Below are 15,763 nucleotides of genomic sequence, written 5' to 3'. Positions count from 1 at the left end.
CTGATCAAAAACCGAATCTTTGGGAGTTTGCGAATACGTATGTAAGAAGTTGCTTGTGATTGAAAAAATAACACAAAGGAAAAATTTGCATCGTATAGATGCTGCTATTTTAGGGAGCAAATGGTACATAAATCGTTATAACTTTTCTAAAAAGTCTGATTTTCGTTGTCTTGCGACAGGAATTTTATGATTTGATTCCATGACGACGTAGCCTTCATTTTTTATAAACTCTTTTATTTTGTTAAGGTTGATGATATAAGAATTGTGAATCCTGAAAAAATAATGTTCGGGTAAAATATCATTGACCTCTTTCAATTTTTTGGTAATCAATATCTTTTGTCCATCAGCAGTAACAATGGTACTATAATTACCATCTGACTCTACAAACAATACATCGTCAATATTTAAAAATATTAGTTTTCCATCAGTATTGATGGTGATTTTTTTCTGCTCGTACTTGGCATTGAAGTTAGACAAAGCTTCCTCAATTTTTGCCGAATTGAAAATTTTTGCATTATACCTCTTGATTTTTGAAATAGTATCTTCCAAATCATCCGAATCAATCGGTTTTAGAAGGTAATCAATGGCTTCATGTTTCAAAGCCTTGATTGCAAACTCGTTGTAAGCAGTTGTGATCACCACTGCAAAATTGGTATTGTTCAATTTACTCAAAAACTGAAATCCATCCATTGTGGGCATCTGTATATCCAAAAACAAACAATCTGGCGTGTTGTAGTTGAGATATTCAATGGCATCTTCAGGATTGGAAAACGCATTCACAACCTCTATCTCATTGCTGAAATGAGTGAGCTCCCAAGATAGACTTTGGATGGCTTTTGGCTCGTCGTCTACTATTACTGCTTTGATCATAATTATAAAGATAGCAATATTAACAAATGTAAAGCATTACAATTGTGTAGTCAGTACGTTTTTCTGTGTAATGGGTTACATTTGTTTGATTTTTAAAATACATAATTGAATCCGAAACTGTCCTTTCAAGACACCAAAATTTTAAACTACCAACTATACAGTTTTTATTACCAACTATACAATTGTGTGTTTTGGTAAGAATTTAAATATAGATATTTGACAAAAGATTTTAATTCATCGGCTAAAAAACATAAAGTACAGAGTGATCGTGGGGATTCACTTTTAAATTTGATTAAATGCTATTAATCAATCAGAAAAAAGTCAGGTGTAAAATCCTGACTTTTTTATAGCTACGTATAAGACTTTATTCTTCAATTTAGTTTTAGTTAGTTTAGTTAATTATTGGGGTAAAAAGAGAGTTTGTTGACTCTCTTTTTTTATGGCAAATTTTTGTGATTCATAAAGTCTTTTCTTTTATGGTCTTTCACCCTTTGTAAAGCAAGTTAATTTTTTTAAAGTTTTGAAATTCAGAAATATATAATATTTGTAAGAATATTTTCAAAAGCCATCAATAAAGCTCTGTTGTTAAAAACTTGTTGACATTGTTTATAAAAATGGCTTTCATTTTCAACCTCATTTTTGAATCTTTGTTAGTCACGAGTTGAACCATTTTTTTCTAATTTTTTCAATTTTTTTACAATGTCTCAAACTACAGAACCCATTTTACAAGAAAACAAAGATCGTTTTGTAATATTCCCAATTCAGCATCACGATATCTGGGAATGGTATAAAAAATCAGAAGCTAGTTTTTGGACAGCTGAAGAAATAGATTTGCACCAAGATTTATCAGATTGGAAAAACAAGCTGAATGATGATGAGCGCTATTTCATCAAGCATATTTTGGCATTTTTTGCTGCAAGTGACGGTATTGTAAATGAAAATTTAGCAGAAAATTTCGTAAACGAGGTTCAGTATAGCGAAGCAAAATTCTTCTATGGGTTTCAAATAATGATGGAGAACATCCATAGCGAAACCTATTCTTTGTTGATTGATACTTATGTAAAAGATGAAGCGGAAAAAAGTAAACTCTTCAATGCGATAGAGAACTTTCCAGCCATTAAGAAAAAGGCAGACTGGGCTTTGAAATGGATTGAGTCGGATTCTTTTGCGGAACGCCTAATTGCTTTTGCAGCCGTTGAAGGTATTTTCTTTTCAGGAGCGTTTTGTTCCATTTTTTGGTTGAAAAAACGCGGGTTGATGCCAGGTTTGACCTTTTCCAATGAATTGATATCTAGAGATGAAGGGGTACACTGCGATTTTGCAGTTCACCTTCACAATAAACATTTGGTAAATAAAGTTCCAAAAGAACGTATTAGAGAAATTTTGGTCAATGCTTTGGATATTGAAAGGGAATTTATAGTAGAATCACTTCCTGTAAGTTTGATTGGGATGAATGCCAATTTGATGTCACAATATTTAGAGTTTGTTACTGATAGATTACTGACAGAGTTGGGTTGCGAGAAAGAGTATAATACCGCAAATCCATTCGATTTTATGGATATGATTTCTCTTCAGGGAAAAACAAATTTCTTTGAAAAGCGTGTATCAGAGTATCAAAAGGCAGGTGTTCTTAATAAAGAAGAAGAAAAAGACAAATTCAGTTTTGACGCTGATTTCTGATAGTACGATGTGATGTTGTAATCCATACATCAAAATTAATTAATCTAATATTTTGGTTTCAAGAAATTACCGTATTTCGACATAACGGGAATAGTCGTTTAATCCTTGAAATTAAAGTGCAACCAACTAAATAATAACCGATTTTCTGAAACGGTATTCAGAAAATAAAAAAAGCTCAAGAAATTATGTTTGTAGTAAAAAGAGATGGCCATAGAGAGCCAGTGATGTTCGATAAAATCACAGCTAGAGTTAGAAAATTGTGTTATGGACTTAACGAACTTGTTGATCCAGTAAAAGTTGCTATGCGTGTCATTGAAGGCTTATATGATGGCGTTACTACAAGTGAGTTAGACAATTTAGCGGCAGAAATTGCAGCTACGATGACAACGGCTCATCCTGATTACGCAAGGCTTGCCGCGAGAATTTCGGTGTCGAATCTTCATAAAAACACGAAGAAATCATTTAGTGAGGTGATGGAAGATTTGTACACATACGTTAACCCTCGCACAGGTAAAAAAGCACCTTTGCTGGCGGATGATGTATACGAAGTCATCAAAAACAATAAAGAAAAACTGGATTCTACTATTATTTACAATCGAGATTTTGGATACGATTATTTTGGCTTTAAAACTCTGGAGCGTTCATATTTGCTGAAATTGAACGGAAAGATTGCAGAGCGACCACAACATATGTTGATGAGAGTAGCGGTTGGGATTCATTTAAATGATCTGGATTCAGCTATCGAAACCTACGAGTTGATGTCCAAGAAGTATTTTACACACGCCACACCTACACTTTTTAATGCAGGAACACCAAAACCTCAAATGTCATCTTGCTTTTTGTTGACAATGAAGGAAGACAGCATTGATGGTATTTACGACACCTTGAAACAAACAGCAAAAATATCCCAATCTGCTGGAGGTATAGGATTGTCCATACATAATATTCGTGCAACTGGAAGTTACATAGCTGGCACCAACGGTACAAGTAACGGAATTGTGCCAATGCTCCAAGTGTTTAATGACACGGCAAGGTATGTAGATCAAGGAGGCGGTAAGCGCAAAGGAAGTTTTGCCATTTATATGGAAACCTGGCACGCTGATATTTTTGACTTTTTGGATTTAAAGAAAAACCACGGAAAAGAAGAGTTACGTGCTCGTGACCTTTTTTATGCTATGTGGATTTCTGATTTGTTTATGAAGCGTGTTCAGGAAGATGGGCCGTGGACATTGATGTGTCCTAATGAATGCCCAGGGCTTTATAATGTTCACAGCGAAGAGTTTGAAGCTTTGTATACAAAATATGAATCAGAGGGTAAAGGTCGTAAAACAATCAAGGCACGAGAACTCTGGGAGAAAATTTTGGAATCTCAAATTGAAACTGGCACGCCATACATGCTTTACAAAGATTCGGCAAACAGAAAGTCGAATCAGAAAAATTTGGGAACAATCCGTTCATCAAACTTGTGTACAGAGATTATGGAATACACCTCTCCGGATGAGATAGCGGTATGTAATCTAGCTTCCATAGCATTGCCAATGTTTGTGAAAAATGGAGAATTTGACCATAAAGAATTGTTCAGAATCACGAAGCGTGTTACCAAAAACCTAAATAAAGTAATTGACAGGAATTATTACCCGGTTATTGAGGCTGAAAATTCTAACTTCCGCCACAGACCAATCGGTTTGGGTGTTCAAGGATTGGCAGACACTTTCATTATGTTGAGAATGCCTTTTACAAGCGATGAAGCAAAACAATTGAATCAGGACATCTTTGAAACGCTTTATTATGCAGCTGTAACAGCCAGTATGGAAGAAGCTCAAAAGGAAGGGCCATATCAAACCTACAAAGGTTCACCAATGAGTGCAGGAGAGTTTCAGCATAATATGTGGGGAATTAAGGATGAAGAATTGAGCGGAAATTGGGATTGGGCGAAATTAAGGAGGGATGTCTTGAAGTATGGTGTTCGTAACTCACTGTTGGTGGCTCCGATGCCTACGGCAAGTACTTCTCAAATTTTAGGTAACAATGAATGTTTTGAGCCATACACGTCAAATATTTATACTCGTCGTGTTCTTTCTGGTGAATTTATTGTGGTAAACAAACATTTGCTGGAAGATTTGGTTGAGCTTGGTCTATGGGACGAAAGCTTGAAACAAGAGATTATGAGAGCCAACGGATCCATTCAAGATATTGATATCATACCACAAGACATCAAAGAATTATACAAAACTGTTTGGGAATTGAGTATGAAAGATATCATCGATATGTCACGCCATAGAGGTTACTTTATAGATCAGTCACAATCCTTGAATTTATTTATGGAAGGTGCAACAATGGCAAAGCTAACTTCAATGCATTTCTATGCTTGGAAAAGTGGCCTAAAAACGGGAATGTACTATTTAAGGACGAAGAGCGCTGTTGATGCCATTAAGTTTACACTGGATAATACCAAGAAGCAAGAACCGGTTGCAGAAACTGTTGAAATAGATGAGACAATTGAAGTGAAGAAAAAGCAGGCTGCCAAAACCGCTGCAAAGTTGTCTAAAGAAAATGCGGTTGAAGTTGAACCATTGACCGCAGAAGAAATGAAAGCCTTGATTGCTCAAGCTAAAGAGTCCGAAGGTGATGACTGCCTAATGTGCGGTTCATGATTTGATTTAAGTGTAAAAAAGCCAACTCGTTAGGGTTGGCTTTTTTTTATCTTAAAAGCAATGGTGAAACGGAAAGAGTCTTATATTACAAGAAATAAATTTATATGGAGTTTATAGTAGCTGAAGATATGCTGGCCAGCAAGTGGAAGAGGTTTGCCAATCATTTGGTTGATTTAGTTCCACAATACGCTATTACGTATGGATTGGCCTATGTTTTCTTTTATATCGGTGAATTTACTGGAAATTATACATTGAATGATTTTTGGAATAATTTACCTGTGTTAGTTGATTATATTTTTGGATATGTATTATTGGTGTTGTATTATTTTATTTTCGAACGAGCAACCTTTAGGTCTTTAGGGAAATATGTTACCAATACAAAAGTTATTATGACCAATGGTGATGAACCCACCACAAAAGCTTTACTTATCAGAACGCTGTGTCGATTGATTCCTTTTGATGCACTTTCTTTTCTAGGTACAAACGGAAAGGGCTGGCACGACAGCATTTCAAATACTTATGTAGTGGATATTGCGAAATTTGATTCCAAACGTTTGGTTGCGGAAGAATTGGAGAAACTAGGGCAAAATACTGAAATAGATGTCCAGGTTTAAAATAAAAAGCCTGGATGATTTCCAGGCTTTTTGTTTTGATTCATCTTATATTATTCAATAATAATTTTTTTGATTACTTTTTTCTCTCCATCGCTAATTTGTACCATGTAAATTCCAGATTGTACGTTATTTAAATTAATGTTCTGGTTGAAATTGGCAGTATTTGTATAAGAAGTTTTGAAAATTTCTCTGCCTCTAATGTCAAATACATCTATATTGATTTTGCTGCTCGAAGGGGAGTTTAATTTAATGTTGAAAGAACCATTATTCGGGTTAGGGAATATACTGAATCCTTCAAACACATTTTCTGCAACAGACAGTGGTGGCTCAACGCATAGTTCCAATCTCCAAAAGTTTAATTGTCCACCATCTTGTGATGCATCATCTATAACTCGTAACGTCCAATTGCCTGAAGCATTTTGACCATTAAAACTTGATAAATTCCCTTCTGGTATAAAGGTTCCTGTAAATGGTGATGTTCCACTTGTGATAGGTGTTGTGGCCTGTTGATCAAATACCGTGTTTGTGTAATTCTGTCCTGCGATACCTCCATTATCAGAAGTTAACTCTACCATTGTTCCTGAAGGGCTAATTAGGAAGATATCCAAATCAGCATTCCAGGTATGTGTGATATCAATAGTCACATTTACATCAATTATATCACCTCCTCCAGTAACATTCATTGTTGAGTTGTAGGTGGCACCAGCACCGGACGAGATGGCGATTGGTGTGTTATTAGTCTGCGTAGTACAAGCAGGACAATCATCTCCCGATAAAACAGTTATAAAATCGGTTTCCGTTAATTCTGTAGTTCCATATGAATTAGTAGCGCTTAAAGTAACATTGTAAGTGCCTTCAGATGCATAGGTGACAATTGGGTTTTGAACAGTGGACGTTGCTGGAGTACCGCCTTCAAATGTCCATAGCCACGAAGTTCCGGCAGGAGAGGATGTATCCATAAAATTGACTGTATTGATGTTGTCTAAACAAATTGACGAGTTATCAGCCGAAAAAGATACTATTGGAGGACCAGGCAATGCAGGCAAAGTATAACCACATGCTTCTAACGAATCGTGAATGGCTACTAGCTGTTGCTGTGTGTAATTAAGACTTAATGCCGCTTGGTAGACAGCATTTGCTGCATCATTTTGATTAGATGAACTATTGGTCATTGCTAAGCCTTCATAAAAAATCAAATCCATTTCTTGCTGACCAATTTGATCCCATATCCCCATTAAGCAACTTGACCATATCTGACCATCAGTATGTATTTGACCAACCAGTCCAGAAGGATATACCGCAGTATAATTTGTAATTCTTCCATTCCAACAGGGATTATGTCCATCCCAATTAAAAACCCAATTGTATTGAGGGTTTGCAGATGTCCAATTACCGAGACTTCTATTATAAGATTGTGCGATATAATCACCACAGCCTTCACTTAAGCCATTTACTTGGGATAAACTGCCAGATGTAACCCAATCATGTAAACCATGTCCCAATTCATGATGGATTACGTCTGAATCTTCGGCATCGTCGACACATCCTTCGCCAAAGGCAAGGCGCCCGGCTCCACTGGTATAGTAAGAATTGTCTGCCCCGTTAGCAGCATGAGGGTCGTATCTAACACCACCATTATATTGATATGGGGTGATATTTAACCCTAATGTTTCATTGACATAACCCATCATGTAGTCAATATGATAGTAAGCGTTTACAGCTTCGAAACCTTGTTCTTGTCTATTGAAATTAAATACAGATGAAGTTTGAGTAAATAATCCTGTGGTTGGTCCTTCAAAATCAATAATTTCGGCACGCGGGCCTTTTAATTTATAAACACCAGCAGTCAGGTCAATATCCCTTAAAACCACATTGAACCTAGCGTTGTTTAATTGAGTGGTAGCGGCATCATTACCATCAACATAGCCTCCACCATATACAACTTGGTTAGAAGATAGAGGGTCAGGGTTGAATACCAAACCTGTACCATTTACAGGAGCTGCAGCTCTATCTGCGGTTTCGGTTGATTCATTTTTTTTGTCTTTATCTTTATCCTTGTGATAATGTGCCATATCAACAGCTTTGAATATTTGCTGCGTTTGAGCGTCAATAAATACGTGCCATTCTCCTGACAGGCCTTCAGCCGAAAGGACTACTTCGTAAGCGAGACGAGTCATTTTGGTGTTTTTATATATCACAAGGTTGTTGTCAGTATACATGATACGTCCAGTAATATTTAGATAGTTAAGAGCGAGGTTATAGGCAGTTTGAGCGGAAATATTAGGTTGAATATTTCCAATATTTATATTTGTTTCATAACTGTTCATTACAAAAACAACTTTATTTTGAGGCGAAATGCTAATGGTAACTTCAGCTTTGTTTACCGGATATTGACCGAAATACTGGCGATATCTTACAACTGAACCAGCTCTGGACGTTCTAGTGGCATGGTGTCGTAAATTTTGCAGGTCATTTTGAGGAATTCCAAGCTTTTCATGTTGATGCTGCAAATAATATTGTGCCATTTCTTCAGGCGATCCTTCTGGAACATCAAAATTAACCTGATAAATCGCCATAGGGAAACCCGTATTAAGGTTGATACTCATGTTGCCTCTCACTTCAGTTTCAATCTTTTCAATGTCTCCAAGGTCTATTTCAAATGGTTTTTTGTCTTTTGGTTTTTGAGCATTGGCAAAAACAACTAAAAACATAACTGATGGAATTAAAAAGCAATTTTTGCCTTTTAAAAAGATTTTGTAAAGGTTTTGCATAAAAACTGATTTAAATTGAGCCATAAAGATATGGAAATATTAAATCCGATTTAATTTTATTAAATCAACTTATTTTTGAATGTTACCTGTAGAAAGAGTGGCAGGTTTTACTGTACTGTCATGAGCATTGTAATATTCTTGAAGAAGATTCATTGTGGCATTCAGCAAGTCTTTGGTTTCTAGCAATATATTGAAATACAGAGTAGTGTTTTTTGGACTTGATTCCTCGCCTCGGGTTCTTTCAACTTGTTTTTGAATTTTGTCTGTAACCAAACTCATTATTTCTTGACGTCTACCCAATATGATCCCAATTTCTTCAAAAGAAAGTGATTCAAAGGCTGTTTGAGTGTTGTTGAAGAAGCGTTCAAAACGTTCGTCTACTTCCTTCAACTCTTTTATTTGACTAAACTTAAGTTTTTTATGATTATTGTTGATATGTTTATGGCTTATTTTGGAAATATATTCCAATGATTGGGCCATATCCTGTAGGTAACCAACGACATTCAAATAAAAATTACTTGCTTCAACACTCGGTTCTTCTAAATTCTTTATGAAGTAGTAGACATTATCGTTTAATTCGTCGATCTCATTTGAAAGTTTGTCAATGTTTTTCTTATTCTTTTTTAAGGCGCTTAAATTTTGAGTTGCCAAACCATTGATGGCACTTGTATAAATCTTGTTGCCACGTTTTACAACATTGGCAATGTTTTTAGCGCTCTCTACAATAACACCTTGAGTAGAGCTGCTTTCAGCCTTTTGAAGGCTATCTGCTTCTTTGATTTGTCTAGACTGCTTTCTGTGCGAAATAAAATTTTTGATCAATAACAAGGCTGCAAAAATCAATAATCCTGTTAATGCATAACCTCTGCCATAATAAAGAATTACAGCCATGATTGCCGCTGCAACAAATGCGCTTATCGCTGTAAAAAACCAACCTCCTATAACGTTAAGTACTCCTGCGACTCTGTAAACTGCACTCTCACTGCCCCAAGCCCTATCGGCGAGAGAAGTTCCCATTGCAACCATAAAAGTTACATACGTGGTCGATAGTGGAAGTTTCATGGATGTTGCCAATGAAATCAAGACGCTTGCAACCATTAGATTCACTGCAGCCCTTACAAGGTCAAAAGCAGGCAAATCGCCTTTCTTGTCTAAAGAAAGAGTAACTAATGGTTTTTCAAACTGTTTGTTGATTTTATCATTAATAAAGTTTGGCAAAACATAGGTAATACTCGCTCCCAATGCTGCGGTTCCTCTCACAATCCCTCTTGACAAAAAATTGGGTTCAAAGCGTTCTTTTACGTCCTCTTGTCTTGATAGGTCTACAGAGGTTTTTACAACAGATCTAGCTTTACTGGAAAACCACAAGGTCAATACCATCACCAAGCCAGCTATCAAAAGCAAGAAAGGTTGGGTTTGTATTTGACCTTCCAAAATTTCCATGCTATAATTCATTGGTAAAACACCGCTAGAAGACCACGCTTCCCAAGAATTATAAGCAGCAATGGGTACACCAATGAAATTCACCAAGTCATTACCAGCGAAGGCCATGGCAAGGGCGAAAGTCCCTATTATAATAATAAGGGTGTAAATATTAGTTTTAAAAATCTTAATCAATAAAAATGAGATTAACGTCCAGAAAACAAACCCTCCAAAAACAAGAATGTTTGTATCTGCAGCAACGAAATCCATTACAGCTGGGCTCATAAACGAAGCACTCTTTAAGCCTTTTATGAGTATGAAATACATAATAGAAGTAATAGCTATTCCGCTAAATATGGCACCATACCAGGAAGGTTTTTTGTCATATTTAAACGTCAACAATATTCTTGAAACAAATTGAACCAAAGCTCCAACAGTAAAAGCAATAACCACTGATAAGAGAATACCGAGTATAATTTCTATGGCTTTTTCATTGTTGATATATTGACCAAGATTGAAAATTGTTTGGGCATCATTTGCCGAAATCTTCAATAATGCGATACACACTGCTGCGCCAAGCAATTCAAATACAATTGATACTGTGGTAGAAGTTGGTAATCCTAGAGTGTTAAAGAAGTCTAGCAGCAATATGTCAGTAAGCATCACCGCTGTGAATATGATCATTATTTCGTCAAACATAAACTCTCCAGGATTAAAAATCCCTTTCCTAGCTACTTCCATCATGCCGCTCGAAGACATTGCTCCTAAAGCCACGCCAAGACTAGCAACAATAATTATTGTTTTGAATGAAACCGCTTTAGAGCCAATGGCCGAATTAAGAAAGTTGACGGCATCGTTACTAACACCGACAACAAGGTCTGCAATGGCCAAAACGCCCAACGCCACCAACATATAGATATAGATGTTTTCCATTTAAATAAGTAAGTCTATCTAAATGGCAAATTTCATCTTTTAAATTGAACGCAATGTTATCAAAACGTTATGTTCTGTGTAAAAATCATGATTAGATGATAGTTATAATATTCATACATGACAGTTAAGAACAACGTTTTTCTAGTCTCTAATGTTAAATATTTGATATTTAAATTATTGTAAATCAAATAATTATATATTCAATGTTAATTTATTGTTACGTGAATGTTTCAATAATGTAAAAAAATACATATATTTGTTAAGTGAACATTAATTATAATACCTACTGATATGAAGAATTTAGTTGTTATTGCCATTTGCCTTTTTGTCTCTACTTCTTTTTCTCAAAATAAGAGGGTCTTGACTGAAAATAAGGACACCAATTTGATCGAGGTGGTTTATTATCATACTAATGGTGAAGTAAGTCAAACAGGAAGTTACACTATTGATGGAAAACTTCAGGGAGATTGGTTGAGTTTTGACATCAATGGAAAAAAAATCGCATCAGCGACGTACGATAATGGAAAAAAAGTGGGCAAGTGGTTTTTTTGGAATGGAGATACTTTAAAGGAAGTCGATTATTCCAATAACGTTATAGCAAGCGTAAGTGAATGGTCCAATAAGAACACCATTGTCTCCAGAAATTAAAAAAGATTTAAAACAATAAAAAAGGCATCCAAATCTAGGATGCCTTTTTTTGTTAATGACTTATAATGTTTATTCAATTGTCCAACCAGCTCCCCAAGTGGCATAGTCTGTTCCGGTAGCGTTGGATGCATTTCCTAAAATCACGTCGTTTTGGGTAACAGGATTTACTAATCCACTACCTGTGTAAGCAGTTGTAACGTTAGCAGAGAAAAATACATCTGTCATCGATAGATTTCCATCCACAACATTTTGACTTGTAGGATAATCCATTTGATCATCTTCCAATACAACACCACGGCCGAAGTTGTCAATCATTATATTGGTAAATATTCCAGCAGTTCCAGCTCTTAATCTAAATGCACGACCTGAATCTCCGTCACCTATAACTGTTACATTAGTAACTGTAGGTTGAGACACATATCCACCCTCATTAGAAAAATCTGTATTGAAACCGTCCATCTCAAAACCACTGTCATGATCAGATCCTGCATTTTGCTTAACATATATGTCTGTTAATGTTCCCATGAAGCCTTCTGTCCAATCGATTGAATCATCTTCTGCATCTACCACAGAAAGATGGCTTGCATTTACTGTTCCGCCAAAAAATTCAAAACCATCATCCGACCCTTTGTACGCTTGCACATAGTCAATAGTTGTTCCGCTACCTACAGCATACAATGATAAGCCATTCAATTCGGCATTACCGTCAATAGCTCCACCTGCATACTCGATTCTCACATATCTAATAATACCAGAATTATCATTTGGTGTATTTCCTCCGTAAGAAAGACCACCAACTTCAGTAGTTGCAGTATCAGTTGAGCCGTCAGCAGTAGAGTTAATAGGAGCATTTCCACAAATAACCACTCCACCCCAGTTTCCTGAAGCTGGAGAAGCTGCGTTTGATGTGAATACAATTGGATTTGCAGCGTTTCCATCTGCAATAATTGTAGCACCACGCAAGATAGCGATATAAGCATTAACTCCTACAGGAGCAACTTTAATGGTCATTCCGGCTGGAATAGTCAATGTTGTACCTTCAGTCATTAACAATGGACCGTTTACAACGTAGCAGTTATTGGCATCAAGAGTCAAATCTGATGTGTACACACCGCTCAAGTTAATACAATCGTTGCTTGGATTTGATCCACCACCATTATTGTTTGTGACACTATTGTCGTTGATGATGATATCGGAAGTATCATCGCTTTCGCATCCCATGAAAATCAAAGCAAAAGCTAGTAAAAAAAATAAATTAGTTTTCATCATTTTGTTAATTTTAATATTTAAGTTTTTGGTGTTCATTGTAATTTTTTTTAGAATTTATATTTAAGAGATGCACTGATTCCGGCACCCATTTTATACTCATTGATTATGATATCTCCATTACCAGTATTTTCTCTGATAAATGAAATTTTAGGATTTAACAAGTTTCTTGCCGAAACACTCAAATCCAGTTTTGTTGTAATTGGACTTTTGAAAACAAAATCTAAAGTTGTTACGCTCTTCTCGACTATATTGCCCAAGCTTCCAGAACCAATAGAATATATTCGGTCAGAGAAATAAGAGGCAACTAATGTAGCTGATGGCTTGTAGTTTTTAAATGTAGGACTATAAGCGATGTCAGAGTTGAAAACCCATTTTGAGGCGCCTTCAAGTTCTTCTGTATCTCTGTTAAAGGCTGTAGTAAATGTTCCAGAAATATTTTTTAAATCTTGTTCTGTAAATGTGTATGATCCATTAAAACCGAATGTAAGTACTCCATTATCATCTGCATCTTTCAATAATTTCTTTCTCAACTCTAGCTCAAGGCCATATACATCTGCTGATTCTCCTGTTCTAAAATATCTTTGTGTTCCTGTGGCATCGGCTGCTACGACCCTATTTACTGGGTCATTAATTCTCTTTGCGAAGGCAGCAACAGAAAATATTTCACCACTCGATAAAAACCACTCATATTTCAAATCCAAGTTGTAAATTTCAGAATAGGTAGGTCCATTGCCATCAACCCCACCCAATAGGTCCGGATTACCTCCATAACGTACTGTCACATCTTCATAAACAAAGGGCGCCACTTCCTTAAACTCTGGCAATGATGCTGTTTTGCTCAATGCCAATCTCAAATTTGAATCTTCGTTCAAAGCATATTTAATGTTTAGACTAGGTAAAAAGATATTTTCATAAACAGATCTAAATCCAGGATCATCATCTCTAATATTGATAACATCATAAGTGATATTTTGAGAAAAAGATTCAAGTCTCACTCCAGGTACAATGAGCCATTTCTCACCTAAATTGATCTCTGCATTGAGATAGCCAGCATTGATTTCTAACTCACCATTATAGGTATTTTCAGGTAGACCTGGTCTGTTTGTGTTTCCTATATCATTGTTGATAGGATTTAATACGATTAAATTATACAAACCTGCGCCATCTGGAATATTGATATTTTGAACATTGAAAATCGAGTTGAAATTATTAACATCTAAAACTGGTGTGTTATTTCTATCTACGATGTCGTATCCATATCTAATGCTGTTAAAACTTCTTTCTTTGTCACGACCATTATATCCAAAGTTGATCTTAAAGTTATCTGAAAAAGTATGTTTTAAATTCACGAAGCTATTATATTCATCATCTTCGATACTTTGAAAAAAGCGTTGATTGTCGAAAGGAATATTTGTATAAAATATAGGATTTGTAGAAGGGTCGTTATCCAGTGCAAACTGATAGTCTTCTAGCGTGATACGCTTTCTATCTGGTTCATCAGAAAATACTTTGTTATATCCGAATCCCCAATCGAGATTCCACTTATCGTTGTTCGTTTTGTGTGAACCTAAAACTTGATTAACGAACACTCTGTCTTGATTGAATTGGACGTTCATTGTATAAAATCCTTCGTCACTGGCAATGGCGTCTCTACTGAAACCTAATCCTTTAGTTCCGTAATATCCTACTTCGTCACTAGAGCTATTGATGAATAAAGAACTATACTTGAAAGTATTATTATTGTCTACTTTAAATGTTGCATTCAACAGAGCCGTAGTATTCGTTGAGTAATCATATTCCGAGACATTTGGAAAATCTGTTTTCAAAACATTTGTAAAATCCCGAGCTTCTCCTTCTCTATATTCGTAACCATTTGAGAAACTTGCAGTGGCAAAAAAGCTCAATCTAGTATCATCATCAAAATCGAATGTATATCCGCCTTCCAAAGCCCCATTGAAATTGATATTACCTTCAGATTCTTGAGGGTCAACTCCGTGCGAAAGTATAACAGCAAATGGGTTATGGTCATATCTATTATAGTAGCCAAAATAACTCGGGCCTTCACTTCTCACAAAGTCTTCTCCTATGGCATTAGTATTTAGTCCACTACCTAGACTGATGTTTAGAAATCCTTTTCCTGTATATTCTTTAGAATTAATATTCACATTTCCAGCAGCAAAATCACCATAAAATGAAGCGGTGTATGCTTTACTCACTGAAATGTTTTCGATGATATCTGTAGAGAATAAATCTAAATCGATATTTTTCTTATTGACATCAGTAGAAGGAAGGGAAAGATTATTTAGAGTTGTGTTTTGATAGCGATCGCCTAAACCTCTCACATATACATTGCTGTTTCCTCTCTGCTTTGAGATCCCAGATATTTTTGAGACTGCTTCTCCTGCATCTCCAATACCTTTTCTAGTTAACTCTTCAGCACCTATACTTTGCTTAATTTCAACGGCTTTTTTCTGATCAAGCAATAAAGCAGCTTCACTTTCTTTTCGTGCCGTTGTTGTAATGACTACTTCATCCAATGAGGCAGAGCTTGCTCCCATTGGAACATTTACAGTTGTAACTTTATTTGCAACAACCTCAACCGTGATTTCTTGACTTTCATAACCGACAAAACTAAAAACCAAAGTATAAGAGCCGGGTGAGAGGTTGTCAAATCCATAAAGACCATCAATGTCTGAAGTAGTACCTGTAGTAGTACCTTTGATAACAATGTTGGCAAATGGTAAAGGTTCGTTGTTGTATTCTTTATCAGTAAGTTTTCCTGCGATCGAACCCTTAACCTGTCCAAACATGATCGATGTGGTTAAGAGAGCAAAAAACACTATTAATTTTCTCATTTGTTAGTGGTGATTTATTTGTGGCAAAGAAACTCACGTAATGTAAA

The 15,763-nt window shown here is 35.9% G+C and carries 9 protein-coding genes; 4 read left to right on the top strand and 5 right to left on the bottom strand.

The features are described 5' to 3' along the window. Positions 1–135 precede the first annotated feature (135 nt). Positions 136–870: a LytR/AlgR family response regulator transcription factor gene (locus tag M0G43_RS01585; RefSeq protein ID WP_248022829.1), complete on the bottom strand. Its 735-nt coding sequence runs from the start codon at positions 868–870 to the stop codon at positions 136–138. A gap of 699 nt (positions 871–1,569) precedes the next feature. On the opposite strand from M0G43_RS01585, the gene M0G43_RS01580 reads away from it, so the two are divergent. The 3 genes from M0G43_RS01580 (at position 1,570) to M0G43_RS01570 (ending at position 5,818) form a co-directional block, all read left to right on the top strand. Beyond that, a complete protein-coding gene (locus tag M0G43_RS01580; protein ID WP_248022827.1) occupies positions 1,570–2,550 on the top strand; it encodes a ribonucleotide-diphosphate reductase subunit beta in 981 nt (326 codons plus the stop codon). A gap of 185 nt (positions 2,551–2,735) precedes the next feature. Next, positions 2,736–5,204: a ribonucleoside-diphosphate reductase subunit alpha gene (locus M0G43_RS01575; RefSeq protein WP_248022823.1), complete on the top strand. Its 2,469-nt coding sequence runs from the start codon at positions 2,736–2,738 to the stop codon at positions 5,202–5,204. A gap of 104 nt (positions 5,205–5,308) precedes the next feature. Then, on the top strand, positions 5,309–5,818 hold the full coding sequence (locus M0G43_RS01570) for an RDD family protein (RefSeq protein WP_248022820.1): 510 nt from the start codon (positions 5,309–5,311) through the stop codon (positions 5,816–5,818). Positions 5,819–5,868: 50 nt separating this feature from the next. Here the strand turns inward: M0G43_RS01570 and M0G43_RS01565 are convergent, their stop codons facing one another. Both M0G43_RS01565 and M0G43_RS01560 read right to left on the bottom strand, forming a co-directional pair. After that, positions 5,869–8,589 (bottom strand): proprotein convertase P-domain-containing protein, encoded by a 2,721-nt coding sequence (locus tag M0G43_RS01565; protein WP_248022819.1) that lies wholly within the window; start codon positions 8,587–8,589, stop codon positions 5,869–5,871. Between the two features lie 69 nt (positions 8,590–8,658). Continuing rightward, on the bottom strand, positions 8,659–10,944 hold the full coding sequence (locus M0G43_RS01560) for an inorganic phosphate transporter (protein WP_248022817.1): 2,286 nt from the start codon (positions 10,942–10,944) through the stop codon (positions 8,659–8,661). Positions 10,945–11,235: 291 nt separating this feature from the next. Here M0G43_RS01560 and M0G43_RS01555 point away from each other — a divergent pair, with 291 nt between their 5' ends. Beyond that, on the top strand, positions 11,236–11,592 hold the full coding sequence (locus M0G43_RS01555; protein WP_248022816.1) for a toxin-antitoxin system YwqK family antitoxin: 357 nt from the start codon (positions 11,236–11,238) through the stop codon (positions 11,590–11,592). Positions 11,593–11,661: 69 nt separating this feature from the next. Here M0G43_RS01555 and M0G43_RS01550 read toward each other — a convergent pair whose 3' ends face one another. Next, positions 11,662–12,858: a multidrug transporter gene (locus M0G43_RS01550; RefSeq protein ID WP_248022815.1), complete on the bottom strand. Its 1,197-nt coding sequence runs from the start codon at positions 12,856–12,858 to the stop codon at positions 11,662–11,664. Between the two features lie 50 nt (positions 12,859–12,908). Further along, a complete protein-coding gene (locus M0G43_RS01545; protein ID WP_248022812.1) occupies positions 12,909–15,716 on the bottom strand; it encodes a TonB-dependent receptor in 2,808 nt (935 codons plus the stop codon). Positions 15,717–15,763 lie beyond the last annotated feature (47 nt).

It is taken from the genome of Subsaxibacter sp. CAU 1640, from assembly GCF_023156585.1.
Taxonomy (GTDB): domain Bacteria; phylum Bacteroidota; class Bacteroidia; order Flavobacteriales; family Flavobacteriaceae; genus JBPOFM01.
Note: the sequence above shows the minus strand (reverse complement) of the source record. Positions and strands in the feature narration are given on the sequence as shown.